Source organism: Pseudoalteromonas sp. SR41-1, assembly GCF_014164015.1.
GTDB lineage: Bacteria > Pseudomonadota > Gammaproteobacteria > Enterobacterales > Alteromonadaceae > Pseudoalteromonas > Pseudoalteromonas distincta.
In genome coordinates this window covers 40,535-67,488 of the sequence record NZ_JACJEK010000006.1, presented here as the reverse complement: position 1 = coordinate 67,488, position 26,954 = coordinate 40,535, and the positions used below count along the sequence as shown (strand labels likewise).

Below are 26,954 nucleotides of genomic sequence, written 5' to 3'. Positions count from 1 at the left end.
CGCCTCAAATATGAGGCGCTACTTTAAAACTTACTATTTGGTTTGCATGTTTTTAGCGCGTTCTTCTGCATCTATTAATGCTTGCGATTTAGGCGCGCGTTTTTTCTCTTCTATTTTGGGTTTTTCAGTTGAGTCAGGATCCCAGCTTGAGTCTAACGATAAGTTAGCAAATGGATTGTTACTGTCTGCTTTTTTAGGCTCACTTTGTGGCTCATCAACTGGCGGTGTTGTTTGTGCTTGCTCAGGTGTTGAGCTTTGTTTTTTAGGCATCGGCTTTTCACCAGGTAATGGTGCATCTGGGTTAAATGTACGTACCTCTGGTTCTTTAAAGTCTTGCTCTGTTGTATATGTAGTCGATTGAGCGTCAGCAATTTTCTCTGGTGCGTGTAAATCTACAACCGGCTCACTCGCTGTTACTGGCTCAGGAGTACTAATAACCGGCTCTACAGTGTTATGTTCGGCTTCTATTGGCGCAGGCTCCGTTATATGAGCAGTATGGTGCTTACGTTGTTTTTTTACAGGCTTTGCATCTGGATCAAAGTCGCGTACTTCGGGCTCATTAAAGCTGCTGGCATTTTTAATACGCTCTAAGGTTGTTTTGGCGGCGGCTTCAAACTCGGCTGTATTAGGCTCTGGTTTTTGTTTTACTTCGTTAAATGTAGCGGTACTTGTTTGCCCTAAAGTATCAATTGAGTTAAGCGGTGTAGGCTCAATTTCGCTTGTTTGCACTTGTGTAGCTACGTTGTTTTGCTCATCTGAAATTTGCGGTGGTGTATGTTCAATATCAGCATTTTGTGAAGTGTTCGTAGGCTCTAAAGGCTCTTCATTTGCCTCTACGCTGCTCTCAACTGGTTTATTATTTTGAGTTACTTCGTTGATAACAACAGGCTCAATCTCTGGCTCTTTTGTTGTTTGTACTGGCTTTGTTGCTTTAATTTCAGGTTTAGCTGGCGTAGCAATTTTTTCTGATTTAACTTCAGGTGGAGCCGCTATACTCGGTTCTGCCATCACTTTACTTTGTTTTGCACGGCGCAGGCGCACGACTATCATAGCGCCAATAAGTACCACTATAACAAGTATTAAAGTGGGTAAAAGTAACGAGCTTGGGCTTTGTGCTATAGGTTGCGGCGCAATTACAGGCGCTGGTTTAGTTAACACCGGTGCTGGTTTTACAAGTACAGGATTTTCAGGCGTAGGTTGAACGTTTTGCTCTGGCGTCGCAGGTTTTACTTGCTCTATCACAGCTTCGTTTTTTTGCTCTGTAACTACTTGCTCGGGTACTGCTTTTGTTGGCTCTGCATCAATTACTATTTCGTTACTGTTGGTATTTAGCTGATCGTTTATTTGTTGTTTTTGATCATTAGTTAAATTAAGGGTTTGCTCGTTGATGCTTTCTTTAACAGCTTCTTCAGTAGGTTTAATTACAGGGGCAGGTTCAACAATTTTAGGTTGTGGCTGAGTAATAATAGTCGGCTCAGGCTCTATTATTTGTGGCTTAGGTTGTGCTTGAATTTCTTTTGGCTTATTACAGTTATTTTTGTAATCACGCGCAGCTTTACGGTATTTTTGACTCGCTTTATTATTACTATTTTGCTGCATTTCTTGTTTAATTAAAATGCACATAGCTTCGTTGTATGCAGCACTTTGCGCACTATAAAATAAGGCAAAGCAAAGGGTAAATCTAATTAGTTTTGATATCATGAAGTTATGCGCGCTTAAATATTAATAGTTTGATTTTAAGCGCAAAATTAAAAATTATCCAGAGTAATACGACTAATCAATAACCATAAGGCTGCGATATTCATCGTAAGCAAATTGGTCGGTCATACCGCTTATATAATCTTGAATTAATCTACAGCGATAATAAAATTCGTACGCCGCAAAGTGATCGGGCTCTTCTTGCATCGCATCTATTGCGTGTTGGTAACTGTTTAAGTGCTTTTTAGAGAGCTTTTTAACAAGTCGCGACTCTATTAATAAACGTGAATCGCCATTTAGTGCACGCTTAAAGTCATCCTTGTTTAGTAGCAGTAATGGTTTATAGCAATCGAGCAAACCATTAATTATGCGATACCCTTGTAGCTCTAATTTTTCGACTTCTTTGTTTGAAAATACATGCTCAAGTGCCACTTGCTTTAGCATTTTGGTTACAGCGTGTAGATGACTTCTATCTTCTAAAAGTGCTTGGTTAAAATCGCCATGATAAATAGGTTCTATGTTCTCAATAAAGCGTTTTGCAGCATGTCCAACTAGCGGATGTAAAAGTGCTACGCGCAGGTATATAAAAAATTCGCTGTTAAAGTTATACGGTTGTGCTTTGGCGCGCTCATGTGCGTAGTCAACTGCTTTATCTACAAAAGTTTGGTGCTCTGTGTCGTCTATTGTTAGGTTTATGAGTGCTTTTTTATAATGACTTTTAAGCTGTGTACATAAGAATTCGGTGCTTATGATCCCTTTTTCAACAGCATCCTCTATATCGGCTAGGCAATACGAAATGTCGTCGGCGGCTTCCATTATATAACTTGCTGGATGGCGGCAATATTGCTCAATAGTGAGCTCTTTTTGTAGCGCTTCAACAAAGTTTTTTTCGCTGTAGTAGTAACCCACTTTCTTCATTAAGTAGTTTTTATTTTGCGGTATATCTTTTGTATCAAGCCCTGCAGGGCGAGTGTATTTTAAAATACCAGCACTTTGGCTGTAAGTTAAATTAAGCGTTTGCAACGAATGAATTATACGTATGCCTTGAGCGTTGCCTTCAAAGTTACAAATATCAAGCGCAAGGTGTTTAAAAACAACACCTATACCGGTATTGGGCTCTTTGCAGCGCTCGGGTGTTACGCTTGCTAGGTTGTTATTAAACCAGTGGTTTATTGCAGCTTCGCCAAAATGTCCAAACGGTGGGTTGCCTATATCGTGCATTAGGCAGGCCATTTCTACTAAGCTTTCTAGGGGGCGTTCTAGGTCGGTTAAGCCGTAATTTTTTTGTTGTTGGTAGCTTAAATTTGCAAAAATACGTTGCACTATAAAACGACCAACCTGTTGTACCTCAAGCGAGTGAGTTAAGCGCGAACGAACAGCTGCGTTGCGCTCAAGGGGAAACACTTGTGTTTTTTGCTGCAGCCTGCGAATAGCGGCACTGTTAATAATACGGCCACGGTCGCTTTCTAGCGCCATTTGTAAGTTAGAGGTTGTGCGATACATTCGTGCTGGCGTTATTTTTTTACTAAAATCTATGGTCATCTTTATACTTATCCTTTTTACAATTGATGACTGGCATAGTTTTTAGCACATAGTCATTTGTCTTTAATATACAGGGTTTAATCTATCAGTTTGTATCATAAAGTAACAACTTGCTTTAAAATAATTTTTTGAGTAATTGTTGTGCATTTATAGGTGTTTATAATGAAACAGTGGATTTTAAAGGCAGTATCAATTTGCCTAATGTTAGGAATGAACAGCGCATTTGCTGCAAAAGAGCAAACTGTGGTGCTTGTATCAATTGATGGCCTGCGTTGGGATTATATTGAAAAACACGGTGCGCCAAATTTAAAAGCAATGGCCGAGCGCGGTGTTCGCGCACAAAAACTAATACCTGTTTATCCGACAAAAACATTTCCTAACCATATTTCTATTATTACGGGCTTACTGCCAGTAAATCATGGCATTGTTGATAATAGCTTTTGTGATAAAGCGCGTAAAAACGACTGTTACAGCATGGGCAAAGCATTGGGCGATAGCACTTGGGTGAAGGGGATTCCGCTTTGGAATTTAGCAAAAATGCAGGGGCTTAAATCGGCTACTTATTTTTGGCCTGAGTCAGATGCATTATTTAACGGCATGACACCAGATTACTTTTATCACTATTCTAAATACAGCGATTACCAAAGCCGTGTTGATCAAATTATTCAATGGTTAAGTTTGCCAAAAGCACAGCGCCCACGTTTTATTGCGAGTTACTTTTCGCTAGTTGATAGCATGGGCCATGAGTTTGGACCAGACGCACCACAAACGCGAGATGCAGTTAAACAGCTTGATGAATTAATGGGGCAATTACAAACTCGCTTAAGTAAATTAGAGCAAGAGGTAAACTTAGTTATTGTCTCGGATCATGGTATGGCGAGTATAGATCCAGATAAAAGTATTGATGTAACCACACTGCCTCAAGATGAAAACTTTTTAGTTAAAAACACCGGTCCACGTTTACTCATATACACTCAACCCGATGCAATAAATGCGGATATAGCCGGCTATAAAGCTCGTTTACAAAAAGCAGCAAACGGTCGTTATACAGTATTAACTGACGAGCAGTTAGCAGCGTACCATTACAATAAAGGCACTCGCGTAGGCGATATTGTGGTGCAAACTACAGCACCAGCGGTATTTACCAATGGTAAAAAACCAACCTATTTAGGGACTCACGGTTATGCATATACCGAGGATATGGCAGCATCATTTATTGCTGTAGGCCCTGCATTTAAACAAGGTATAAGCCTTAAAGAAGTGAGTAACCTTGATATCTACCCAGTACTTGCAAAAGTGATGGGGCTTAAATTGTTAAACAAAGTAGATGGCAATGGTAAAACATTAATGCCAGCAATTAAGCAAAAAGTGGTTGTGCATTAGCTTAATCTATAAGAGCGCGTAAGCGCTCTGCAGGGAAGAACATGTTAAAACTTTAAAGTGGGCTATTTAGCCCACTTTTTAATGCGCTACTTATTTAAAGTTAGCAATACTTGTTTTTGTAGCAGTAACCGTGCGAATTGCATACGCTTGGTTTGTAATACCAAAAGCAATACCATTTACGCTCCAGTTAGGGTTAGAGAAGTAATCGTACTGAGTTGCGCTACCGTAAACGTGCGGGTAAGCCATAATACTTGCAAACTCATTTTGTACGCCATGACCCATGCCATCTACATATACACCGCCAGATGTGTCACCTTGTTTGCGTGAATGCGCTAAACCTTGGTTATGACCAAGTTCGTGTACAAATGTAGTTGCACCACAATCAATTGCAGTGATTGAGTACATACGGCTGCTCATTGAGCTATATAGATTGCCATTAGTGCCTTGGCCAACCCACGCTAAACCACATGAAATAAGCCCATTGCCAGCACTTTGGCCAGTACCTAATACGGCAATCATGTCGGCTTTCCAATCGCTGCGTAAACCATCTACGTAGCTGCTATTTGTAACCGAATCTAACCAATCCTCAGACGGCGTTACTGCGTAGTCACCTAAGTTTTGTTTGCCAGCTAAGCGTAGTGTTATATCAACGCCATTTTGGCTATATACCTGATTACTAAAAGCAATTAGTTGATTTATTTTAGTGTCAATATTACTAGTTGCAGCAGCTGATTGGTCGGTATATAAAATACCGATATCGATTGTTTCTGCTTGTGCAACACTTGCTGCACATAATGCCGCAGCCAGTGCGGTTGTTGTGATTACTTTTTTCATTATTGTATTTCCTTACTCTTGTTGTGGTTGGAACTGTTTTTAACTTGGTTGAGATCATAAAAAGCAGACACACTAAAGCTGCCTTATAGTGCGGCTTTAATTGCTTTTTATACTTTTTGGTTAGCCATCAATTTTTGGTGCAAATATATCGATGTTTTTATCTGATTTGGGCTTTGGTGCGGTTACTTCATGCTCTATGTGGCTTTTATATAAATCGCGTTTTGCTGCAATCCATCCGTACTTACCTTTACTTTCGAATACATAGTTGCCAGAAGGTGCAGTAAATTGGCCATATACGGCATCTTTACCTACTGTTAAAACGGTATTATGCATGCGACCGTCAACACCCACTATTTTACCAAATATGCTCTTATCGCCATTTTCAGACTCAACCACATTAGTCACTTCTGCGGTGAATGTTTCGGCTGTTTGCGGAATAGCTAAATCAAAGTTTTCGCCAGTCTCTAACGCCTGTAAAGAATTTAAATCAAACTCAATATAGGCCTCGTTATGTAAGTCGGTAGGTAAAACTTTTGCGTTTATAAGCACTTGCTTTGCTTTGTCTGATAGGCGATTTACGGCATCAAATTCTTCAAACGGTAAGCTGTTGTCAGGGGCTACAATGGGTTTAACGGTAATTGGATCTTTACTCATATCAATAGGTGCAGGGGGATGCGTATTGCGCGTTTTTTGTAAATCAATAGGAACAAAATCAATAGCAACAGGCGCGATAGGTTCGCCCGTTTCATCTGCATTAAAAAATAGCCCATAAACTGCAAATGCCGATAATGGTATAGCAATTAGTAAGACGACAGATCTCTTCATTTGTTTCTCTTTTAGTGTTTTTGGTTAACTATTTGTTACGTTTTATATTATTAAATGGATTAGATCAAGATAATAAATGTAACCGAAAAGAATTATTTCTTAATTTTATAATTCCTTATAAAATATAAGGATATTTATTTTTGGTGTGTTTTTTGCTCTTTTTAGTATTGGTTTTTAGTAGTGTTTACGCGGGCTTTGGCGCAGTTACAGGTACTTGTTTGTTTAGTTAAATACAATGGCTAAAAGTGACTTTTTGACGTTAATTACAATGAAAAATAAAAAGTGAATTTATTTCACCTTTTGTAAACCAATCGCTAATTGCAATGTAATTATTGGGCACGTATGTTGTGTGCTGCATAAATGCATTACGAGGAATTTATGAAGGTGTCTGATCAGTTGCTTAACCGAATTACAGCAGGACTTGTGGCGGTAATTATTGGTTTTTCGAGTTCTATTGCATTAATTTATCAGGTAGTGATAACCCTTGGTGGTACGCCCGATTTAGTAGCTAGTTGGATTTTAATGCTCGGTTTAGTGATGGGCACAACGTCAATTGGTTTATCGTACTATTACAAAGTACCTGTTTTAATTGCGTGGTCTACCACGGGAGCTGCATTACTTATTTCAAGTGCCCAAGGGTATAACTTAAATGAGGCTATTGGCGCGTTTATGCTCAGTGCATTGCTCGTGTTTTTGTCGGGGGTTACGGGCTGGTTTGAAAAAATAATGAACCGTATTCCAAGTGAGCTTGCATGCGCCATGTTGGCAGGCGTGCTTGTTACCTTTGGTATCGATGTGTTTAATTTTATGAACGACATGCCTTTAGTAATTGGCTTAATGGTCGTTATGTACTTTATTGGTAAACGCTTTTTTGCCCGCTTTGCTATGTTAAGCGTGCTTATTATAGGTGTATTACTCGCTTGGCAAATGGGCCATATTGATACCAGCGCACTGCACTGGAAAATGAGCGAATTTGCTTATATTGAACCCGCTTTCCACTTGCAAGCATGTATTAGTATAGGTTTACCACTTTATATAGTTACCATGACTTCGCAAAATTTACCGGGTATTGCGGTTTTAAAAGCACATAAATATAAAGCGCCTATATCTGCATCTCTTAATGTTACTGGCTTTGTAAATATGCTTAGCGCTCCTTTTGGAGCCTACTCTATTAATTTAGCCGCGATTACCGCAGCTATTTGTATGAGTGATGAAGCGGATAAAAATCATGATAAACGTTATTGGGCGAGTATAGCGGCTGGCGTATTTTATATTTTAATGGCGTTGTGCGCAGCTACATTAGTTGGCTTGGTAGCAAGTTTACCGCAGGCACTTATTTTAGCTTTGGCGGGCATTGCGCTATTTGGCACCATTGCTAATAGTTTGCAGCAAGCCCTTAGTCGTACTGAATATACTGAGGCCGCAATAGTCACTTTTTTAGTAACTGCATCTAACTTAACATTACTTTCAGTGGGGTCTGCTTTTTGGGGGATTATAGCGGGTGTGCTAACGCTTATTATCACCAGGAAAGACTAAAAACTGTGAATATGTAAAGCGAAATTATTGCTCATATAGATGATTAAAATAGTTTAACCAAGCTTATTAAAAAGGCTGCAATTGCAGCCTTTAGTTTTACAAACAGGGTTTATCTAATCATAAGTATGATGGCGAGTTACGCTAAACCGATTAAGTATATGGTGCATAACATACACAACACATAAGCTTAAGATTATAGCCACAGATACCGAACTAAACCGGTACATTGCACTATAAACAAGATCTTGGCCTGGCCCGAGTGAATTTCCAAACAAAATACCAAATGTAGTCAATACACCAAAACCAATGCCAGGTATGCCTCCGCCTAAAATATGAAAGCGCGCAAAAACAAACGAAAGTATCCACAAAATAGCCATCGGAAAAAGTAAAAAATCAGAGTGACTATACAAAAATAGTTGCGATAGTAACGCTGCATTACAGCCTATAAGCGTTCCAATTGCTCGCTGCCAACCGGCCATACCTGCGGCTTTCCAGCACAACGAAAATAAAATAAGCACAGAAGCTGCCTGCGCAGATATTGAGTCTTGTAAATCAAGAACCTGAAAAACAACAAAAGAGAGCGTAGCCACGGTTGAGCATAACAATACCTCATGGCGAATACTTTCTTTTGCTTTAGCTGGCATTACTCGCCCGGGCCTTGCGGTTACATCAGGAAATAGGCCATGCATTAATGCTCCAATAATAACGGTTAAAAATATAGCCAAACCATTAGTTAAAATTAATGGATAAATACTGCTTCCTTGATCAACATAGCTGGAAAAATGCAGCTGAATAGAAAGACTGATCACGCCTAAAGCGCCAAATAAAAAGGCACTACCGCTACTCATTTTATGAAATAAAAAGCAGAAAACACCAAACACTAACAATGTCATAACGACTGGTAAGTGAGAAAATAATCCCTGCATTATCAGCACTATAAGTGCGCTAAATGCAGCAGATGCTATAAATTGATTTATAAGCCCACGACTTAACGTAGGTACCATGCCCAATATCAACATAGGATAAACGGTAAAAAATATACCATTGGGCCAGTTCATTAATTCACTAATAGTAAAGCCAAGGGTACACCCACCTGCAATGCGCAGTGCTTGGCGAAGGCCATTGGAGTCTAATTGTGGGCCTTGGCTAACAATTTGAGTCATAAAGCCTCCATTAATAAATGTAGTGTAACCAGCTAATAAACCTGATTTGTGCAGAGCCAAACCATTGCCCAATTGTTGATTCAGGTAATAATTGTACTGTTGCACGTGAGCCACTAGGCATGTTTGCTATTAAGTCTTGATGATTAATGAGCTTTAAGTGAATGCGTTGACGCTGTGCATCACGCACCCAACGATTACTGGTTTCTGTTGTACTTAGTAAACCATTAGCACTAAGTTGACCACTGCTAACGCCTGCTTCAAATGTTTCAAGTATTGCGTCGTAAACTTCACCTGGACGGCTATCAAATACTACGCGCGCTTGGGTGCCTTGCTTCATATTTGTGAGTGACTTTTCTCTAAAGTCGGCAACTAAATCTGCCTTTTTAGCAACAATAGCTAATAACGGGCTGCCTGCAACTGCGTATGCGCCGTTTAATAATTGTAAGTTAGCAACTACGCCGTCACTTAATGCGCGCACTTTTGTGTAGGATAAATTTAGCTCAGCTTGCGCTAACTGGTTAGCAGCGTGGCGCATGGCTAAGTTTTTGTTCCCTGAGTCACCTCTAGCTAAAACCGCTTCAGCTAACTGCGCTTCAAGGGCTGCAACATTTGCTTTACTCGCTTCAAAATTAGCACGAATGCTTTCAAGTTCTTGCTCCGATATAGACTTTTGCTTATAAAGCTTTTCGCCTCTGCTTTTTAATAGTTTTTGCTCATGCTGTTTAGCGTTTGCAGCACTTATTTGTGCCTCAAGCGCTTTAACATTGGTATCAAGGCGTTTATTTTGTAATTTGGCATCATCAAGGGCGAGTTGAGCTTGTTCTTTAGCTAAATTATATGGGCCTTCATCGATACTAAATAATATATCGCCTGCTTTAACTGATTGGTTATTACTAACTTGCACACTAGTGACTCGGCCACTAATTTGCGGTGATATTTGCACAACAGGGTGATAAACACGTGCTTGTGGTGTCACAGGCAAAACCATATCGGCCACTAAATAGTAAATAAATACTAAGATAAATCCTATGAGAGAAAACCTTACATAGCGTGCAAACTTTTGATCCGGTGTCATTTTTAGCCTTACTTATTAACTTGAATACATTTAAGGGCGTTTTGCTCCATTTTGATCAAACCAAATGCAATCGCATCTAGTTGCTCAACAGATAAACCGCTGTATAACTGATTTTTTATATCGGAAATAGTCTCTTGCAATGAATGTAAAATGGCATCACTTTGCTCAGTAAAATAGAGTCTTTTACTGCGCTTATCATGTTTGTCTACACGGCGAACGATTAACGATTGCTCCTCTAATTGCTTAAGTGTACGAGTCAGTGAGGGCATTTCTATCCCTAAGCTATTAGCAAGTTCAAGTTGTGTTAGTCCCTCACCACGCATACTAATATGCATTAGTGCAGTCCAGCGCGATTGAGTAAGCCCTAAAGGCTCAACCGCAATGGTTACCGCTTCGCGGCATAAGCGATGAACTCGGCCCATATTACCGATAACAGTTAAATCGAGCGTTTCGTGAAAAGGTTTGTGTGTAGGCATAGCCATCCCAACATAGTTAGCAAGCTAACTATTTTATCATTACTTAGCTTGCTAAGTAAATATGTGTAAGTGCGGGAAATGGTAAAATATCTGCTAAACCTCACTTGTAGAAATGGTGAGGTTTAGCAGGAGTTTAAAAGTTAAGTAAATTAGCTGGGGAGTATTGATCGGTAAGTACTTTTGTATCTGCGGGCCAATCTTGGTCGTTTTTAGTAAATTGCATAAATTGGCTAATTGCTTTTATGTCTATACCGTATTTTACTAATTTAGGGGCGAGAGCATTTACACGTGTGTCAATTTTCGCTTCGCTCGGCATTGATTTAAGTCCCGCTAAAATAATACGATTACTACGATTTTCGCGACTTACATTTATAAAGTCGCCAAATACAGCGTGGTAAGTTGCCGACTCATGTTCATAAAGTTTACTACTTGAAAACGTATTTGCAGCTATAACGCCGCCTTCGGCTAATACGCTTTGTACTTCTTCAAAAAACTCTTTAGTAAGCAAATGCTCCGGAATATAGTCGCCGTTAAATGCATCCAAAATAATCCAATCGTACTTTTGTTTTTTAATTGCGGCACGTTTTATAAAGATACGGCCATCTTGCACGCTTGATGTCACTAAATCGTTTTCTATAAAGTTAAAGTAATCGCGTGCAACTTTAGTTACTGCGGGATCTATTTCAACATTATGAATTTTTGCAGTGGGGTATAGCTCATGAATAACGTTAGAAAGCGTACCGCCTCCTAATCCTATAATAAGTACATTTTTAGGATTATCGGCTACTAAAAGGCTCGCAAAAGTAAGTTTAGTGTAATTAAAAACAAGTTTGTCGGGATTGTTTTTATACATACAGCTTTGGCTTGTTTGGCTACTTTTAGTATTAAATTTAAGGCAACGTAAGTCGCTCGTTTCTTCAACAATAATATTGCGATAAAGCGAGCGCTCTTCGTGGATAACTTTACTGCACGCAAAACCCGAAAATGCAATTAACGGCAGTAGTAGATATTTAAGCATGAGCAAGCTCCTTATTACTAGCCAAGGTATTAATTAAAATCGCGACTAAACCCAGTGACCCAAGCGTTAGAGCAAAGGCGCTAATAATAGTATTTACGTCAAACGCGAGTACAAAGTAAAACGAGGTAATTATAGTACCCAGTGCACTGCCAAGCGTACTTACAAAGTATAAACGCCCAGCGACTTGGCCGCTTTTATCTCTATCGGTTACTAGTAAGCGCACAGAGTAGGGCGAGATCATGCCTAAAATAACGGTAGGTATAAAAAATAAAGCAGTTGACGCTAAGAGTGAGCCGTAGCGGCTATCTTCAATATGGGTAAATATAAATTCCATTATTGGCTGCGAAAATAATGTAATAGGCACCACCATAATGCTGGCTATTAAAAATATTAAACCATATTTGGTAAGTGATGCATTTTTAGTGCTGAGTTTACCGCCAAGTAAATACCCAAAAGATAAACTAAGCATAAATACTGTAATTATACTGCCCCAAATATGTACGCTACTACCAAAAAAAGGGGCGAGAATTCTCCCTCCTAAAAGTTCAATCCCCATAATGCAAAAACCGCTGCAAAAAGCTAAAAAGTAAATTAACGCGTTTGTTTTTATGCTCATGTAATTATCGTTATGTAACTTAAGTAGAACACTATACTAACGTGATGACACGGCAGTCGCTAGTGCATTAATTAATCGCTCAGTGATTTTTTAAAAAGAAGTTTTGTTATAAAGTAACACATGCTACAATTTTGTTATACTATAACACTTGCTTAGTTAATCAATCACATGAAGTACTCTTTAATTTATTTAGCCTGCCTAGGAATTAGTGCGCCCAGTATTGCCCAAGATCAAAAAGAAGAAATCGAAAAAATATCTGTCACTTATAAACAAGCTTATCGCGGTGATATTCCTCAAAAGCAAATGCCACAATCTATAGTTAGTATTAATAGTGCTGAGCTTAATAAAAAAGGAATTACTCAACTACAAGATGCGCTTGATTTTTCAGCTAGTATTTCACGTAAAAACAATAGCGGTGCATTGTGGGATAGCTTTTCTATTCGTGGCCTTTCGGGTAACGAAAACATGCCATCGGGCTATTTAGTTAATGGCTTTAGCGGTGGGCGTGGTTTTAGCGGCCCGCGTGATGTATCTAACATTGATTACATTGAAGTACTAAAAGGCCCAGGTTCAGCACTTTATGGGCGATCAGAGCCAGGCGGGACTGTAAATATTGTAACTAAAAAGCCACAGTTTGATTCACAAGGTGAGCTAAAACTAAGCTTAGGCAGCGACAGTTTTAATCGCGTTGAAGGCGATTATACCAGCGGCATTAACGATACCACCGCGTTTAGAATAAATGGCGCATGGCAAGATAGTGACAGCTACCGCGATGAGGTATACACCAATAAAAAGGTGATTACGCCGTCTATATATCATCAAATAAACGCATCGACCAGTGTAACTTATGAGTTTGAATACGTAGATTTAGCTCAGCTATTCGACCGTGGTATTGTTGTACTCGATAACGATTTTGACACCCTACCAAGCTCGCGCTATTTAGGTAACCCAAACGATGGAGATACGCAGGTTTACTCTCGAGGCCACCAAATTACGTTAAATCACGATATTAACGAGGAATGGTCACTCGTTGTAGGTGCAAATTATCGAGACTCTAGCTTAACGGGTTTTTCGTCAGATGCAGAACTTGCACCGTCACGCCAATCGTTATTTGACGATGGCCGCACACTTACCCGCCAGCAGCGCTATCGCGACTACGAAGTAGAAGATTTAAGTGTAAAGTTTGAAGTTAGTGGAAGTTTAGATACAGCCGGCATTTCGCATCATTTATTAATAGGTATTGATGCATATAAATACGATTTGCACACGGCGCTTTCTCGTTATCGTGGCGGTAATGGCACTTATACTATTGATATTTTTGAGCCTGATTATTCTGGTGAACGTCCTGCTGTTTCGCTACTTTATGAAAATGATGAAGAGCAAAACGCTTACGGTATTTACATTCAAGATCAAATGGATATCACTGATAAGTTTAAACTTTTACTTGGCCTTAGATTTGATAGCGTAGACCAAGATATTTTAGAAACCAACAGCGGTGTATTTTCAACCAGTTCTGAGAGCCAAATAAGCCCACGCGTTGGCGTAGTGTACGAACTAAATAATACAATAACCTTTTACAGCAGTTACTCTGAAGGCTTTTTACCACTGAGCGGTACTGATGCAAACGGCGACCCGTTTGGCTTTGAGTACAGCGACTCGTTTGAAGTTGGTGCTAAGTTTGAATACTTAGGTGTAAACGGTACTGTGGCACTTTTTGATGCTTCTAAAAGTAATATGTTAGTGGCAGATCCAGTAAACGTTGGTTTTTCGGCTCCCATTGGTAAAGCTGATAGCAAAGGGTTTGAGCTTGATTTAAATACCTATATTACCGATGCAACAGCATTTAACTTATCGTACGCCTATATAGATGCCACCACAGCAAACGACATTATTAATGCCGATTGGGGCGTGCCAATAGAAAAAGGCAGCCCACTGGTAAATGTACCAAAAAACAATCTAAACCTTACACTTAGCCATCAAACAGCATTAATGGGTAAAGAGCTTGAATTTGGTGCAAGTTACCAATATACCAGCAGCCGCCTAGGTGATGCCGCAGATTTGAGCTTTAGACTACCAAGTTACCAATTGGTCGGCCTGTTTGGTCAATTAAATTTAACAGATAAAACAGAGCTAAATATGAGCATTAATAACATTTTTAATGAAGACTATGCTCAAAGTAGTTACAACGCTTTGTGGGTTTATCCGGGGGCGCCTACGCAATTTAAAATGTCGATAGCTTATAATTTTTAATAGCTTAGCTTATTAAGCCTTTAAACAGTTTTCATCCTGAAGCGCCTTAATTTAATAATTAAGGCGCTTTTTTATTTAAATTAAGGTTTCTTAAGTTTTCTTTAAGTTTCGCTCGCTAAGTTACAAACATACACTTTATATGAGCGATGTTTATGCAATTAGCACACCTACCTTCATCACCCGTTTATATTCAAAATAACTCACGCTTTGTTAGTGCTCGCGTTAATGATGAGCATAGAAGTGCGTTAGAAAACACAGTTAAAGAAGGGTTTTTAGTCGTTTACAACGCCACGCTTACCTCTTTTATGCCATTACTTTGCCAATACACGACAAACGAAGGGCAATGCACATTGGGTTTAAGGCAAGCAACAGCCCCTCTATTTATAGAGCAATACTTAGCACAGCCCATTGAGCATTTTTTACCTGAGAACACACAGCGTAATAAAGTATTTGAGCTTGGCAATCTATGCTCTACACATCGCAAAGCAACGCTTGGGCATTTTATTGTTGTTAATGAAGCCCTGCAAAGTGTAGGAGCAAAAAATTTAGTATTTTGCGCCACTAAAAAAGTGCGTGCACTGCTGCGCTTATTAGGCGTTAACTGCACTGAAATTGCTGTGGCAAACAGTTTTGTTGTTGAGCATCCGCTAAGTTGGGGAAGTTACTACGCTAATCAGCCTACCGTATGCGTTGTGAGTTTAGAGCAAGCTCACCAACAAGTATTAAATACCCCAATGCTTTATAGTTTGATGCAGCAAAACCACTCAAATATCAATTCTTTGGTAAATGCATTGGTGAACGTATGAATTACTATAATACACATTCAGTACCGCCATTAATTATTGCCCATAATAAAGAGCAAACACTTGAAATTAACGGTGATGAGTTTAACCAGCAAATACAAAAAGTAGTAAAAATACTATATAGCTTTAACGGCAAATGTATTGCTTATAAGCTCGATAATACGCCAGCTTGGCTTGTTATTGATGCCGCTGCTGCAGTTTCTAATAAAGTGGCTGTGCCAATTGCTCACTTTTTTAGTGAACAACAAACTCAATATGTACTAGCTCAATGTGGCGCTAATGTATTTATGAGCGACACGGCAAACCCTTTACTTGGGGAGCCGGCTGCATCAATTACTTTATTTGAGTGTTACACATTATATATTTACGAAATCGTTGTAGCTAAACCCGTCAGTTATTTCCCAGAAACTCAAAAAGTAACATTTACATCAGGATCAACCGGGCAACCAAAGGGCGTGTGTTTATCTGCAAAGAGTCAAATGCAGGTAGCGCAATCTCTGTGCGATAAAATTAACATTAAAAAGCCTGTTCATTTGTGTTTATTACCACTTGCTGTATTGCTTGAAAATATAGCCGGTGTGTATGCCCCTTTAAAAAGTGGCGGTACAGTGCATTTAATGCCGTTAAATGAATTAGGCTTTGTTGGTACTGCATTAAAACAGCCCGCACAGCTTATTGCTGCGATTGATAAAGTTAAGCCAAATACGCTTATTTTAGTGCCTGAACTATTAGCATGCTTAGTTACTTTTGCAGAAGATGGTTGGCAACCGCCTAGTGCGTTACAGTTTATTGCCGTAGGTGGTGCGCGTGTCAGCGAAATGCTAATAGTTAAAGCGCGTAGCTTAAACTTACCGGTTTACCAAGGTTATGGACTTTCTGAGGCGGCATCTGTCGTTAGTTTAAATACACCCACAAACGATAACATCCACAGTGCCGGCTCTGTGTTACCTCATATTCAAACCAAAATTGAAAATGGTCAGCTTTTTATAAAAGGCGATTTGTTTTTAGGTTACTTAAATCATCAACCTCACGACAAAAACCAGTGGTATGCAACTGGCGACTTGGTCGAACAGCATCAAAATACCTTATTTATTAAAGGCCGATTAAAAAATCTAATTATTACCAGCATGGGGCGCAATATCAGTGCCGAGTGGCCTGAATCACTATTACTCAGTCAAAGCGGTATTTTACAAGCGGTTGTGTTTGGTGAGGGGCGACCTTTTCTCAGTGCCATTATTTACGCCGATACAAAGCTAAGTAACCCAGTGTTAGCGCAGTACATTAGCGAGATTAATAAACAACTACCCGACTATGCTCGAATTCAAAAGTGGCATCGTTTAGCTGCCCCATTAAGTGTGCAACAAGGATTATTAACAACAAATAATCGCCCAAAACGAGATGCCATAAGTAAGCAGTACCATGCTGTGTTTGAGCAATTTTACCGACTTGGAGAAGTAATTAATGAGTGATTTTTTCAACACCCTTAAAGAGCAAACTAAACAAGAGCAAAACTATCTGCTTGCAGCGCCGATTATCCAGCGTGTTTTTAAAGGCGAAGCATCACTTGAAGAATACGCCTCGTTTTTAGCACAAGCGTATCACCATGTTAAGCACACTGTGCCATTAATGATGTCGGTTGGTGCACGATTAACCGACGAACAAGAATGGCTGCGCGAAGCCGTCGCAGAATATATTGAAGAAGAGATTGGTCATCAAGAGTGGGTACTTAATGACATTGCAGCCTGTGGTTTTGACAAAGAAACAGTACGGTGTAGTCAGCCGCAATTTGCTACCGAAATGATGGTGTCGTATGCGTACGACTCCATTGCACGTAAAAATCCGTTGAGCTTTTTTGGCATGGTGCATGTGCTTGAAGGCACTTCTATAGCGCTTGCGGATGGCGCGGCTTCAAACATTGCAAATGCTGTGGGTTTACCTAAAAAAGCATTTAGTTATTTAACCTCTCACGGCGCGCTTGATATAGAGCATGTAAAGTTTTTTGAAAACCTAATGAACCAAATAACAGACGAGGCGGATCAGCAAGCCATACTTCATGGTGCAAAGCGCTTTTATCGTTTATACGGCGATATATTTCGTGGACTCGATGACGAACCATTTTTTAAAGCAAGTGCACAAGGCAAATTGGCATGAGTAGTTCTTTGTGTGTGCTCACTGGTGCAACAGGCGGAATAGGGCAAGCGATTGCTAAAGCCCTATATGCAAAAGGGTGGAAGTTACTACTTGTAGGGCGAAATACCCAAGCTCTTGAAAAACTGAGCCGTGCATGCCCAGACAGTGAAATATTTACGGGCGATTTAACCGACGATACAGCACGTATTAACCTAGCAATAAAAGCCAAGCAACTCGGCGGCGTTAAATTACTTATTAATAACGCAGGTATAAATACGATGCAAAGCATTGAGCACACAAGTAATGAGCAAATAGATAATATGCTCATTACTAATCTGTCGGTGCCTATTAAATTATGCCAGCTATTTTTAGGACAGTTAGCGTATACCAAAGGCACCATTGTTAACGTGGGATCATCGTTTGGCAGTATTGGCTACCCGTTTCAAACGCTTTATTGCGCCAGTAAATTTGGTTTACGTGGCTTTACAGAAGCGCTCTCGCGTGAGCTTAACGGCTCAGGCATTAAAGTGACCTATTTAGCACCAAGAGCAACAGATACATCTATTAATAGCAGTAAAGCGAGGGCAATGAATAAAGAGCTCGGTAATAAAATGGACTCGCCAGAATTAGTTGCTCAAGAGTTATTAGCACTTATAAGTTCAAACCAAACAAGGCGCTTTATTGGTTTTCCTGAAAAATTATTTGCACGCATAAATGGCGTATTCCCAAGCGTTATTGATAACGCTATTGCAAAGCAACTTCCTAAAATTAAACGTTTTTTAAGTTAACAAACACACAAGGGCAAAATTATGTATAAATTTACACTCGCATTTTATTTAATACTAACCTCTGTATTTGCAACTGCAGTAAACGCAGATGAAGCGCAAGACTTAACCGATATTCAACAAAAGTGGGCAATTGCTAATTACGAACTTGAAGGCGATGCGCAAATAGACGCGTTTACGCAACTAAGTGAGCAAAGCGCATTATTTGTTAAAAACTATCCAAGCTCAGCGCAAACACATATTTGGAATGGCATTGTGTTAGCCAGCTTTGCTGGCGCAAAAGGGGGCTTGGGCGCACTTGGTTTAGCAAAAGAAGCAAAAGCGTCACTCGAAAATGCACTCTCGATTGATGGCACTGCATTAAATGGATCAGCTTACGCAAGCCTTGCAACGCTTTATAGCAAAGTACCTGGTTGGCCAATTGGTTTTGGTGATGACGACAAAGCTGAAAAATTATTTAAACAAGCGCTCGCTTTTAATCTCGAAGGCATTGATACTAATTACTTATACGGTGAATACTTGTATGACGAAGGCGATTATAAACAAGCTAAAGTGCGACTAGTTGTAGCACAAGCTGCTGGGATTCGTGATACTCGGGCAAAAGCAGATAAATATCGTCAACAAGCAATAAGTCAGCTATTGGCAAAAGTAGATAAAAAATTAAAAAGATAAACAGATAATGCATTTATTACTCGTTGAGGACGATCATTTAGTGGCGCAAGGGCTTATTCGCTCTTTGCGCCAAGAGGGCTACAGCGTAGAGCACAGTGGCACAGTAAAGCACGCCTTAGAGTGCCTTTCTAGTGGTGAGATTGAGCTTGTTATTCTCGATTTAGGATTGCCTGATGGCGACGGCTCGCAAGTTTTAAAGCATATTAAAGCGCAAAAAAAAGTTATTCCTGTGGTTATTTTAACTGCTCGCGGCAGTATTGACGACAAAGTCCAAGGGCTCGATATGGGGGCAGATGATTACCTTGCAAAGCCGTTTGACCCTGCTGAGTTATTTGCTCGATTACGTGTAGCAAGCCGGCGCATTAACCAAACTCAGTCAAGCTTATTGCGCTGTGGTGATGTAGTAATGGATACCTCTGCTCATACAGTTAAACTAAGTGGGCAGTCACTTACGCTACCGCGAAGAGAATACATGCTTTTAAAAGCGCTGATGGAAAATCAGGGAAGGGTACAATCAAAACAACAACTCGAAAACAAACTTTACCAATGGGGTGAAGAAGTTGGCTCTAATGCCATAGAGGTGCATATTCATCATCTTCGTAAAAAATTCCCTAGTGATTTTATTAAAACCTTACGTGGCATTGGCTACGTGGTTGGTAAGCGTTAGAGTGTATTTGTTTTTCGAGGTTGAAAATGTCTATTCGTAAACGTCTGACCTTAATTTTACTTTCAATGATGGTGCTAACTTGCTTTTTAGCATTAGTAAAAGGCTATCAAAAAAGTATGCACCACGGCGAAAGTTTGCTTGATGATGAACTTAAAATAGTAGCTGGCGTTTTAATTGAGCAACCATTGGCACTAAGCACAGATGCAGTACAAGTAAGTAATAATAGCGCTCAGTTGTTGTATCAAATTTGGCAAAATAATAATTTACTTAGTGGCTCATCGAGTTTAACGAATAACCAAATTAGTTTTAGCGAGGGCTTTCAAACGGCCAATGTAGCAGGGCAGCGTATGCGGGTATTTGTGATGAGTAAAAACACCCGTAAAATCATCGTTGCTGAACCTATGGCAAAGCGTTTTGAATTAGCTGAAGCCGTTATTTTATCTGCAATGTTACCTATGCTATGGGCAGTCCCTTTGCTTGCTATTTTTATTAGCTTTTTTGTTAAATACGCATTAGCCCCTCTTACTCGATTATCTAAGCAGTTGGCGTCTCGCCAAGCTAACGACTTTACGCCAATTAACTGGCAAGTAACTGACGAAGAAATTAAACCTGTTATTAATCGTTTAAACGACTTATTTAAACGCGTAGAAACAGCCTACTTACGGGAGCGCTTTTTTGCCTCAGATGCAGCTCACGAATTACGTACTCCACTTAGTAGTTTAAAAATTAATGTACATAATTTGGCTAATAAACAAAGTAATCTGCAAGACCATCAAGAATTACAAGCTATGTCGCAGGGCATTAATCGTTTAAGTAATATTGTTGAACAAATGCTAATTTTAGGGCGCACTCAGCCTGAACAATGGCAGAGGCAGTTTAGCGAACAATCATTACTAACGATTACTCAGCAAGTCGTATCGGAGCAATACGACAAAATAGATGAAAAAAACCAAACCATTAGTCTTGAAGGCGATGACTTTATTATTAATGGTGATGAGTTTACATTAACCACACTCATCGCTAATTTACTTAGCAACGCCATAAAGTACACACCCAAAAATGGTCAAATTATAATTAAATTAGTATCAAGTAATAACGGCTTTAGTTGGCAAATTGATGATTCTGGTGCGGGTATGACTGAAGAGCAAAAAGAGCGAATATTCAATCGTTTTTATCGCGTAGGTGGCGATCAGCATCCATCAGGCGAGCAAGGTGCCGGTTTAGGTATGGCGATTGTTCAACACATAATTGCTATTTATGGCGCAACTATTCATTTAGCGAATAGCTCTTTAGGCGGACTAACCGTTAAGGTTACTTTTACAGGAGTGAAAAGTGACTAAACGTTTATTTAATCGGTGCCTTTGTTGTTTGCTATTTTTGTCGTTCAATGCGGCGAGTAAAGAGTACCTTATTATTTTAAAAGATCATTTGTTTTATCCCTCGCAAATTACCATTCCCGCGAATAAAAAAGTAAAACTATTGATAGAAAACCAAGATAGCACACCAGAAGAGTTTGATAGCTTTGATCTAAACAGAGAAAAAGTACTCTACCCAAACCGTAAAAGCATTATTTATATAGGGCCGCTTAGTAAAGGGTATTACGAATTTTTTGGTGAGTTTTCGCCTAATACAGCAAGGGGCGTTGTAATAGTTGGTGATGAGGAGGCGCAGCATGCTAATAACTAGTTTAGTCATGAGTCTTAATCAATTGCTACCTGTGGCTATTTTATTAGTGCTACTACAAGTGGTTAAAAAACAAAGCGCTTTAAAAATAGGATCTGCTTTACTAATTGGCGCGCTCATGTCGTTTATGTACATGCAAAGTGCATCATGGGTGAGCCAGTGGTTTGAACATCAAGGGCTAGAGTACTCACAAATAGGGCTATGTATTACTATATTTATAGCCGTATTAGTATTTGCAATAAAACAAAAATCAGCGGCTTTTTATATTGCTGTTATAAGCACAATAACATTGTATTTAAGCCACTATATTATTTACCTCACCAGTTTTTGGCAAAGTAATGATGCAGGGCAAAGCTTATTTATTGGCACTTTATTAGGTGTTGGAATTTGTTTAAGTTTTAGCGTATTGCTGTACTTTTTAATGAATGCAATTAAGCACCGCTTTGGTATGTATCCGCTTTTTACTTTGCTTGCTTTTAACAGCGCGGCTAAGTTATTAGTTGCACTGGATTTGGCAAGCCAAATAGACTTAATTACCAACACCGCAACCGTGTGGGATTTACGCGATGTATTAAGCGAAAACTCTGAGCTCGGGCGCGTACTGCGCGCCCTGGTTGGTTACGAGGCTACCCCGGATCTTATGAGTGTACTTATATATAGTACAAGTAGCGTGATATTTTTATCACTTTGTTATGTTATTTCGGCTTCAATTTCTAAGGAACGTGTATGAAAGCACTCAACCTATATTTAGCGCTTAGCTTTACCGTTTTTTGTTTGTTGGTACTTTCAACCCCAGCAAAGGCCGATGGAATTGTTGTTGATAAGGTATATCACCCCTATGTTTTACCTTTTGAGCGAGAGTTTGAATGGCGGTTAGTGTCGCACCAAACAGATAGTGGCAACATACTAGCGCAGCGTTTGGGTGGTGGCGGTGCTATTAACGATACAATGGCACTAGAAGGCTATTTAGTTGGTGAGCGAGATGACAACGGCGACTTTGGTTTAGAAGCTTATGAGCTTGAACTACGATGGCAATTAATTGAGCAAGGTAAATTATGGGCTGATTGGGGGGCATTATTTGAGCTTGAAAAAAAACATAATGAAGATGTGTATGAAGCAACTTCGGGTTTTGTGATCGAAAAAGAGTTTGGCAAAACAAGCTTAACTATGAATGCCTTTTTAGTGTACGAGTGGGGGCAGGATATTCAAAATGAATGGGAAAGCGAGTTTAGAGCGCAATATCGCTATCGCTATCGTTCTGCTTTTCAGCCATCTATTGAGGTGTACGTAGGAGAAGACTTTGTTGGCATAGGGCCTGGGTTTATAGGTTTGCAGCGTTTTGATGGACAAAAGCAGTTAAAATGGGAAGCGGGTTTTATCACTGAGATAAGCCAATCAGAAAAAAATCATAGTTTTAGGCTCGCATTAGAATTTGAATTTTAATAACCAAGGAAAGCGGTTTTGGTTGTTTATCACTCTGATTATAGATAGGTACTTGACATATTTTAAAAAATCTATATAGTGGGCTGCAGCTAGAAAGAAAGCATGTAAGCTATAAATCTCCATTTCGATGTTGTATAAGTAATACTTGTAGTACCGTCCTGAAGTTTTTAAAGTACCATCTCATTTTTTGCTACACCCGCTCTTATGAGCATATTTTTTATTTTATATCAGGATATTACAATGTCTAACATCGTATCAGGTACAGTTAAGTGGTTCAACGAGTCTAAAGGTTTTGGTTTCATCGAGCAAGAAAATGGCCCAGACGTTTTCGCACATTTCTCAGCAATCAAAAGCGAAGGTTTCAAAACTTTAGCTGAAGGCCAACGTGTAGAGTTCACTCTTTCACAAGGTCAAAAAGGTCCACAAGCTGATAACATCACAGCTGTATAATTTTACTTTTTAAGTAAAATGAAAAAAAGCGCTTAAGGCGCTTTTTTTGTGTCTGAAATTTGACTCAACCTAAGCTGCACCTATTATTAATGTAAGTTCATCAGTAGGTATCGTTATCATTAAATCCTTCCTTATACTTGTTTTTATATTTATCAGTCATTACGCACAGGCTGAAGGTTTCAAGCTCACGGTCTACACTGAGCACTTTTCGCCATACAATTTTGAAAACAAAGCGGGTCAACTTGTTGGCATAAATCTCGATATTGTAAAAGATGTATGCATTGCGTCAGACATTACCTGTGAATTTAAAATACTTCCTTGGAAACGTGCTTACAGCCTAGCCCAAAAAGATAAGCATTCAGGTATTATCTCTATCGCTAAAACATCTCAAAGAACGCCTATTTTTAATTGGGTAGGGCCTTTGGCATCCAGTGAAACATTTTTTTATAAACTTAAAAAAAATACTCAGTTAAAAATGAATAGCTTAAATGAAGCAAAGCAGTTTTCACTTGCTATCGTAAGAGGGGATATTTACGAATCCATAATTAAAAAAGTAGGGTTTGAAGCAGGTAAAAACCTTTTGTCCATAGGTGATGAAAAGCAATATATGCACTTGTTTTTAAATAGTAAAATAGATTTGATTTTAGGCTCTGAATACACCATTGGTTATCAACTTTCGCCTTTTGGGTATAGTGAAGACGATGTCGTTAGGCTGCAGGAATTACCATTACCTGAGATAGCAGGTAACTACATCGCGTTTAATAAATCAGTACCCAATTACATTGTAGAGCGTTTTAATAGGGAGTTTGAAAAGCTTAAAAAGAAGGATAACTTTTCGGCTTATAAAAAACGTTATAAGCGCTAATGTTAGTACCAGTAAGGCAGCCCTTTCTTTTGCTTTATTTTTAAAAATGCAGCTTGCAGTGATTCTATTAAATGCATATCTGTTTTTTTATTCGCAGCTAAATAAGCATCAATTGTTAGCTCATCTATTTTATAAATAAACTTTAAGTGTGCTGGTTTGAGCTTTAGATAATCACTCATCTGCTGCATATATAAAGGATCGTCTACAATTAAATCTACTTTTTTAGCGAGTAGTAAAGAGTATGACTTTTGAATATCAGAGGTTAAAACAACTTCAAACCCCAGTTTTGCGAGGGTTTGTGTTGAAAAATCATTGCGCTGCATAGCAATTTTGTACACTTTGGCTTGTTCAGTAGTGTTTATAATAAGATCATCTCGCTCTGATAGGCCAATAAAGCCTAGTTCAAAACGTCCGACAGGTCCTATCCAATAAAATTTGTCTTCTCGCTCTACAGTGCGTGCAAGGCTGTATATAAAGGTATTTTTAAGCTCATCTGCAATTTTATAAGCACGTGCCCAAGGGTACATTTGAATGTTAGGTGTTAGATCAGCCTCAGCAAATATATCTCTAATAAATTGAGTACCTTCACCTGCTACCTCACCATCAATCAACACCTGGTTTGGCGGTGCTAACTCTGTAACAACAAGGATGGGTTCTTTTGCTTGAACATACACAGAGCAAATTAAAAAAAGAGAATAAAGAATATATTTCACAATAGCGGATCGTTAGTCGGTTAGCTTAAGTAATATAAGTGTGGCTGAAAATACGAAAAACACAAAAAATATTTATGTGACTTTGTTACTAAGATATTGGTTTATTTGAGTTATATATAACCATAAATAAGGTTAAATAGCTTAAAGGTGGGGGAGTGTATAAATGTGGAAGGCCTAAAACGATAAAAGGGCCTTGCGGCCCTTGGTGAAGTATCGTTCAAGTCAGATAGAGCTTTAACCCCTTAAAGCGCTATCCTCTTGTTTTGCAACACCGGTGTTCATCTCAATAAGTTTCTAAGCTAGCGAGAGGAAAAACCCAGCAATTGCTGCGCTCATAAGGTTAGCCATAGATCCTGCTAACACTGCTCTGAGCCCTAAGCGTGCGATATCCTTCCGCCGACTAGGCGCCATACCGCCTAACCCACCTAGTAAAATGGCTATCGATGATAAGTTAGCAAAGCCACATAGAGCAAAAGTAACAATTGCTTGTGTGTGCGCGCTTAACGTATCGCGATAATTTATAAAGTCTAAGTAAGCAACAAACTCGTTCACTACTATCTTTTGACCAATAAAGCTGCCGGCTATAATTGCTTCATCCCATGGCACACCTAGTAACCATGCAACAGGAGCAAATACATAACCTAATATTTCTTGAAGCGTTAATGTTGGGTAATCAAACCACCCACCAATACCACCTAATAAACCGTTTAGTAGTGCAATTAGCGCTACAAAAGCAAGTAACATTGCACCTACATTAAGTGCTAAATGCATACCGTTTGCTGCACCTGATGCAGCTGCATCAATTACATTTACAGGCTTATCTTCGTCATCTAAATCTAAATCAGCTAAGTTATCTTTAGGCGTTTCAGTTTCTGGCACAATCATCTTGGCCATTAAAAAACCACCTGGAGCAGCCATAAAGCTCGCTGCTATTAAATACTTAAGATCTACGCCAATAATAACGTAACCGGCCATTACAGAGCCTGCCACAGTGGCTAAGCCACCTACCATCACTGCAAACAATTCCGATTTAGTCATTGTTGCTATAAATGGCTTAACTATTAGCGGTGCTTCAGTTTGGCCAACAAAAATATTTGCTGTCGCTGAAAGCGATTCTGTGCGAGAGGTTTTCAATAATTTTTGTAAACCGCCGCCTAAAATCCTAATTATCCAATCCATGATGCCAAGGTGATACAACACAGCAACAAGTGCTGAGAAAAACACGATAACGGGCAAAACTTGAATCGCAAAAATAAAACCTAATGTGTCTTGTGAGGCAAGTGGGCCAAACAAAAACCCAATACCGTCGTTTGCATAACCAATAACCGACGATACGGCTGCTGACATGCTCGTTAACACATTTTTTCCTGCTTCAAAAAACAGGACAAAACCGCCAATAACTACTTGCATCGCAAATGCTATACCAACGGTTCTTAAATTAATTGCCTTGCGATTAGTTGATGCCGCAAAGGCAATGCTTAGTAGCACACACATGCCCACTAAGCTCATAAATGTTGTCATACAAATGTTTCCCGTTGTTATTCTTGTAGTAAATATTTTATCTTACTTTTTATTATATCAATCGCAACGCGGTTCATACCGCCTCGAGTCACAACTAAATCTGCATTATGCTTAGAAGGCTCAATAAATTGATAAAACATCGGTCTAACAGTTGCTTGATACTGCTCAACAACAGATTGTAATGTTCTGCCTCGTTGCTCCATATCACGTTGCATACGACGCATTAAGCAAATATCTAAAGGCGTATCTATAAACACCTTAATATCAAATTCTTTATTAAGCGCTTTGTCACTCAATAATAAAATACCTTCAACAATGAGTATTTTAGCAGCAGGCACTCGGCGAGTTTTCTCGCTACGTGTATGCTGTGCATAATCATACGTTGGTACTTCAACTGAATTTCCACTACGAAGCTGTGTTAAATGCTCAAGCATTAACGCATGTTCAAATGCATCAGGATGGTCGTAATTCGTTTGCGTACGATGCGCCATCGGTAAATGCGACTGATCCTTGTAGTAAGCATCTTCTTCAATAATGGCGATAGCGCCTGGTTCAAGCTCATTAACCAATTCATTGTATATAGTTTGGCTAAAAAGAGATTTGCCCGACGCAGACGCGCCTGCAATAGCTATAATAGTAGTTCGTGTCACTAAAGTTCTCACCCACACAGAAGGATATATTGTTGGTAGATCACAATAGCAAAAAAGACACGATTAATCTCTTTTGCTTCGCTTAAGAATGCAAATTTATAATGTTTAGGTTTTATGAAACAGGACTTTTGTCCTGTACGGAAAAATCGATCAGCG

At 39.3% G+C, this 26,954-nt stretch carries 27 protein-coding genes; 15 read left to right on the top strand and 12 right to left on the bottom strand.

Going from position 1 to position 26,954, the window contains the following annotated elements; genetic code table 11:
• Nucleotides 1-33 precede the first annotated feature (33 nt).
• Together H5118_RS06545 and dgt are read right to left on the bottom strand one after the other, a co-directional pair.
• Complete coding sequence (locus H5118_RS06545; RefSeq protein ID WP_182748233.1) at nt 34-1,701, bottom strand: cell surface protein; 1,668 nt, start codon at nt 1,699-1,701, stop codon at nt 34-36.
• Between the two features lie 72 nt (nt 1,702-1,773).
• Nucleotides 1,774-3,240 (bottom strand): dGTPase, encoded by a 1,467-nt coding sequence (gene dgt, locus H5118_RS06540; RefSeq protein WP_182748231.1) that lies wholly within the window; start codon nt 3,238-3,240, stop codon nt 1,774-1,776.
• Nucleotides 3,241-3,402: 162 nt separating this feature from the next.
• On the opposite strand from dgt, the gene H5118_RS06535 reads away from it, so the two are divergent.
• Complete coding sequence (locus tag H5118_RS06535) at nt 3,403-4,623, top strand: alkaline phosphatase family protein (protein ID WP_039488828.1); 1,221 nt, start codon at nt 3,403-3,405, stop codon at nt 4,621-4,623.
• Between the two features lie 90 nt (nt 4,624-4,713).
• On the opposite strand, the gene H5118_RS06530 is transcribed toward H5118_RS06535, so the two are convergent.
• Both H5118_RS06530 and H5118_RS06525 read right to left on the bottom strand, forming a co-directional pair.
• Complete coding sequence (locus tag H5118_RS06530; RefSeq protein WP_002959157.1) at nt 4,714-5,457, bottom strand: zinc-dependent metalloprotease family protein; 744 nt, start codon at nt 5,455-5,457, stop codon at nt 4,714-4,716.
• A 120-nt stretch (nt 5,458-5,577) separates the two neighbouring features.
• Complete coding sequence (locus tag H5118_RS06525) at nt 5,578-6,282, bottom strand: hypothetical protein (protein WP_182748229.1); 705 nt, start codon at nt 6,280-6,282, stop codon at nt 5,578-5,580.
• A gap of 378 nt (nt 6,283-6,660) precedes the next feature.
• Between H5118_RS06525 and H5118_RS06520 the strand changes: the two genes are divergently transcribed.
• A complete protein-coding gene (locus tag H5118_RS06520) occupies nt 6,661-7,818 on the top strand; it encodes a benzoate/H(+) symporter BenE family transporter (protein ID WP_024605207.1) in 1,158 nt (385 codons plus the stop codon).
• A 113-nt stretch (nt 7,819-7,931) separates the two neighbouring features.
• Here the strand turns inward: H5118_RS06520 and H5118_RS06515 are convergent, their stop codons facing one another.
• The 5 genes from H5118_RS06515 to H5118_RS06495 all read right to left on the bottom strand — a co-directional run bounded on the left by H5118_RS06515 (nt 7,932) and on the right by H5118_RS06495 (nt 12,166).
• Nucleotides 7,932-8,981 (bottom strand): DUF2955 domain-containing protein, encoded by a 1,050-nt coding sequence (locus H5118_RS06515; RefSeq protein WP_024595851.1) that lies wholly within the window; start codon nt 8,979-8,981, stop codon nt 7,932-7,934.
• A 10-nt stretch (nt 8,982-8,991) separates the two neighbouring features.
• Nucleotides 8,992-10,056, bottom strand: a complete 1,065-nt coding sequence (locus H5118_RS06510) for an HlyD family secretion protein (protein ID WP_165723799.1) — start codon at nt 10,054-10,056, stop codon at nt 8,992-8,994.
• Nucleotides 10,057-10,064: 8 nt separating this feature from the next.
• Nucleotides 10,065-10,532 carry a MarR family transcriptional regulator gene (locus H5118_RS06505; protein WP_002959150.1) on the bottom strand — a complete coding sequence of 156 codons (468 nt, stop codon included), beginning with the start codon at nt 10,530-10,532 and terminating at the stop codon, nt 10,065-10,067.
• A gap of 133 nt (nt 10,533-10,665) precedes the next feature.
• Nucleotides 10,666-11,550 carry a spermidine synthase gene (locus H5118_RS06500; RefSeq protein WP_182725010.1) on the bottom strand — a complete coding sequence of 295 codons (885 nt, stop codon included), beginning with the start codon at nt 11,548-11,550 and terminating at the stop codon, nt 10,666-10,668.
• Nucleotides 11,543-12,166, bottom strand: coding sequence for a fused MFS/spermidine synthase (locus H5118_RS06495; protein ID WP_182748227.1), 624 nt, complete (start codon nt 12,164-12,166; stop codon nt 11,543-11,545). The genes H5118_RS06500 and H5118_RS06495 overlap by 8 nt, the downstream gene beginning before the upstream one ends.
• A 168-nt stretch (nt 12,167-12,334) precedes the next feature.
• On the opposite strand from H5118_RS06495, the gene H5118_RS06490 reads away from it, so the two are divergent.
• The 13 genes from H5118_RS06490 (at nt 12,335) to H5118_RS06430 (ending at nt 23,914) form a co-directional block, all read left to right on the top strand.
• On the top strand, nt 12,335-14,416 hold the full coding sequence (locus tag H5118_RS06490; RefSeq protein ID WP_182748225.1) for a TonB-dependent siderophore receptor: 2,082 nt from the start codon (nt 12,335-12,337) through the stop codon (nt 14,414-14,416).
• 152 nt (nt 14,417-14,568) lie between these two features.
• Nucleotides 14,569-15,222: a thermostable hemolysin gene (locus tag H5118_RS06485; RefSeq protein WP_182748223.1), complete on the top strand. Its 654-nt coding sequence runs from the start codon at nt 14,569-14,571 to the stop codon at nt 15,220-15,222.
• On the top strand, nt 15,219-16,688 hold the full coding sequence (locus H5118_RS06480) for an AMP-binding protein (protein ID WP_182748222.1): 1,470 nt from the start codon (nt 15,219-15,221) through the stop codon (nt 16,686-16,688). The genes H5118_RS06485 and H5118_RS06480 overlap by 4 nt, the downstream gene beginning before the upstream one ends.
• Nucleotides 16,681-17,370: a TenA family transcriptional regulator gene (locus H5118_RS06475; protein ID WP_182720258.1), complete on the top strand. Its 690-nt coding sequence runs from the start codon at nt 16,681-16,683 to the stop codon at nt 17,368-17,370. The genes H5118_RS06480 and H5118_RS06475 overlap by 8 nt, the downstream gene beginning before the upstream one ends.
• A complete protein-coding gene (locus tag H5118_RS06470) occupies nt 17,367-18,137 on the top strand; it encodes an SDR family oxidoreductase (protein ID WP_182748220.1) in 771 nt (256 codons plus the stop codon). Before H5118_RS06475 ends, H5118_RS06470 begins: the two co-directional genes overlap by 4 nt.
• Nucleotides 18,138-18,158: 21 nt before the next feature.
• Nucleotides 18,159-18,806: a hypothetical protein gene (locus H5118_RS06465; protein WP_182720260.1), complete on the top strand. Its 648-nt coding sequence runs from the start codon at nt 18,159-18,161 to the stop codon at nt 18,804-18,806.
• 7 nt (nt 18,807-18,813) lie between these two features.
• Nucleotides 18,814-19,473, top strand: coding sequence for a response regulator transcription factor (locus H5118_RS06460; RefSeq protein WP_024595841.1), 660 nt, complete (start codon nt 18,814-18,816; stop codon nt 19,471-19,473).
• A gap of 26 nt (nt 19,474-19,499) precedes the next feature.
• Nucleotides 19,500-20,813, top strand: coding sequence for an ATP-binding protein (locus tag H5118_RS06455; protein ID WP_182748218.1), 1,314 nt, complete (start codon nt 19,500-19,502; stop codon nt 20,811-20,813).
• The gene (locus H5118_RS06450; protein WP_138490154.1) at nt 20,806-21,159 is read left to right on the top strand and encodes a cupredoxin domain-containing protein; all 354 of its coding nucleotides are present in this window, start codon (nt 20,806-20,808) and stop codon (nt 21,157-21,159) included. The genes H5118_RS06455 and H5118_RS06450 overlap by 8 nt, the downstream gene beginning before the upstream one ends.
• Complete coding sequence (locus H5118_RS06445; RefSeq protein WP_138490155.1) at nt 21,146-21,886, top strand: iron transporter; 741 nt, start codon at nt 21,146-21,148, stop codon at nt 21,884-21,886. Before H5118_RS06450 ends, H5118_RS06445 begins: the two co-directional genes overlap by 14 nt.
• Nucleotides 21,883-22,599, top strand: a complete 717-nt coding sequence (locus H5118_RS06440; RefSeq protein WP_002959122.1) for a hypothetical protein — start codon at nt 21,883-21,885, stop codon at nt 22,597-22,599. The genes H5118_RS06445 and H5118_RS06440 overlap by 4 nt, the downstream gene beginning before the upstream one ends.
• Before the next feature lie 240 nt (nt 22,600-22,839).
• A complete protein-coding gene (locus H5118_RS06435) occupies nt 22,840-23,049 on the top strand; it encodes a cold-shock protein (RefSeq protein ID WP_002959120.1) in 210 nt (69 codons plus the stop codon).
• Between the two features lie 82 nt (nt 23,050-23,131).
• Nucleotides 23,132-23,914, top strand: coding sequence for a transporter substrate-binding domain-containing protein (locus tag H5118_RS06430; protein WP_310735803.1), 783 nt, complete (start codon nt 23,132-23,134; stop codon nt 23,912-23,914).
• A gap of 2 nt (nt 23,915-23,916) precedes the next feature.
• Here H5118_RS06430 and H5118_RS06425 read toward each other — a convergent pair whose 3' ends face one another.
• From H5118_RS06425 to udk, 3 genes are all read right to left on the bottom strand, one after another.
• On the bottom strand, nt 23,917-24,627 hold the full coding sequence (locus tag H5118_RS06425; RefSeq protein ID WP_080945063.1) for an ABC transporter substrate-binding protein: 711 nt from the start codon (nt 24,625-24,627) through the stop codon (nt 23,917-23,919).
• 294 nt (nt 24,628-24,921) lie between these two features.
• A complete protein-coding gene (locus tag H5118_RS06420; protein WP_039488805.1) occupies nt 24,922-26,148 on the bottom strand; it encodes a NupC/NupG family nucleoside CNT transporter in 1,227 nt (408 codons plus the stop codon).
• 17 nt (nt 26,149-26,165) lie between these two features.
• Nucleotides 26,166-26,798, bottom strand: coding sequence for a uridine kinase (udk, locus tag H5118_RS06415; RefSeq protein ID WP_024596281.1), 633 nt, complete (start codon nt 26,796-26,798; stop codon nt 26,166-26,168).
• Nucleotides 26,799-26,954: the final 156 nt, after the last annotated feature.

What these genes read in the sequence shown, in the direction of transcription:
- H5118_RS06545 (WP_182748233.1), bottom strand. Translation starts at nt 1,701, where the DNA reads ATGATATCAAAACTAATTAGATTTACCCTTTGCTTTGCCTTATTTTAT.
- dgt (WP_182748231.1), bottom strand. Translation starts at nt 3,240, where the DNA reads ATGACCATAGATTTTAGTAAAAAAATAACGCCAGCACGAATGTATCGC.
- H5118_RS06535 (WP_039488828.1), top strand. Translation starts at nt 3,403, where the DNA reads ATGAAACAGTGGATTTTAAAGGCAGTATCAATTTGCCTAATGTTAGGA.
- H5118_RS06530 (WP_002959157.1), bottom strand. Translation starts at nt 5,457, where the DNA reads ATGAAAAAAGTAATCACAACAACCGCACTGGCTGCGGCATTATGTGCA.
- H5118_RS06525 (WP_182748229.1), bottom strand. Translation starts at nt 6,282, where the DNA reads ATGAAGAGATCTGTCGTCTTACTAATTGCTATACCATTATCGGCATTT.
- H5118_RS06520 (WP_024605207.1), top strand. Translation starts at nt 6,661, where the DNA reads ATGAAGGTGTCTGATCAGTTGCTTAACCGAATTACAGCAGGACTTGTG.
- H5118_RS06515 (WP_024595851.1), bottom strand. Translation starts at nt 8,981, where the DNA reads ATGACTCAAATTGTTAGCCAAGGCCCACAATTAGACTCCAATGGCCTT.
- H5118_RS06510 (WP_165723799.1), bottom strand. Translation starts at nt 10,056, where the DNA reads ATGACACCGGATCAAAAGTTTGCACGCTATGTAAGGTTTTCTCTCATA.
- H5118_RS06505 (WP_002959150.1), bottom strand. Translation starts at nt 10,532, where the DNA reads ATGCCTACACACAAACCTTTTCACGAAACGCTCGATTTAACTGTTATC.
- H5118_RS06500 (WP_182725010.1), bottom strand. Translation starts at nt 11,550, where the DNA reads ATGCTTAAATATCTACTACTGCCGTTAATTGCATTTTCGGGTTTTGCG.
- H5118_RS06495 (WP_182748227.1), bottom strand. Translation starts at nt 12,166, where the DNA reads ATGAGCATAAAAACAAACGCGTTAATTTACTTTTTAGCTTTTTGCAGC.
- H5118_RS06490 (WP_182748225.1), top strand. Translation starts at nt 12,335, where the DNA reads ATGAAGTACTCTTTAATTTATTTAGCCTGCCTAGGAATTAGTGCGCCC.
- H5118_RS06485 (WP_182748223.1), top strand. Translation starts at nt 14,569, where the DNA reads ATGCAATTAGCACACCTACCTTCATCACCCGTTTATATTCAAAATAAC.
- H5118_RS06480 (WP_182748222.1), top strand. Translation starts at nt 15,219, where the DNA reads ATGAATTACTATAATACACATTCAGTACCGCCATTAATTATTGCCCAT.
- H5118_RS06475 (WP_182720258.1), top strand. Translation starts at nt 16,681, where the DNA reads ATGAGTGATTTTTTCAACACCCTTAAAGAGCAAACTAAACAAGAGCAA.
- H5118_RS06470 (WP_182748220.1), top strand. Translation starts at nt 17,367, where the DNA reads ATGAGTAGTTCTTTGTGTGTGCTCACTGGTGCAACAGGCGGAATAGGG.
- H5118_RS06465 (WP_182720260.1), top strand. Translation starts at nt 18,159, where the DNA reads ATGTATAAATTTACACTCGCATTTTATTTAATACTAACCTCTGTATTT.
- H5118_RS06460 (WP_024595841.1), top strand. Translation starts at nt 18,814, where the DNA reads ATGCATTTATTACTCGTTGAGGACGATCATTTAGTGGCGCAAGGGCTT.
- H5118_RS06455 (WP_182748218.1), top strand. Translation starts at nt 19,500, where the DNA reads ATGTCTATTCGTAAACGTCTGACCTTAATTTTACTTTCAATGATGGTG.
- H5118_RS06445 (WP_138490155.1), top strand. Translation starts at nt 21,146, where the DNA reads ATGCTAATAACTAGTTTAGTCATGAGTCTTAATCAATTGCTACCTGTG.
- H5118_RS06440 (WP_002959122.1), top strand. Translation starts at nt 21,883, where the DNA reads ATGAAAGCACTCAACCTATATTTAGCGCTTAGCTTTACCGTTTTTTGT.
- H5118_RS06435 (WP_002959120.1), top strand. Translation starts at nt 22,840, where the DNA reads ATGTCTAACATCGTATCAGGTACAGTTAAGTGGTTCAACGAGTCTAAA.
- H5118_RS06420 (WP_039488805.1), bottom strand. Translation starts at nt 26,148, where the DNA reads ATGACAACATTTATGAGCTTAGTGGGCATGTGTGTGCTACTAAGCATT.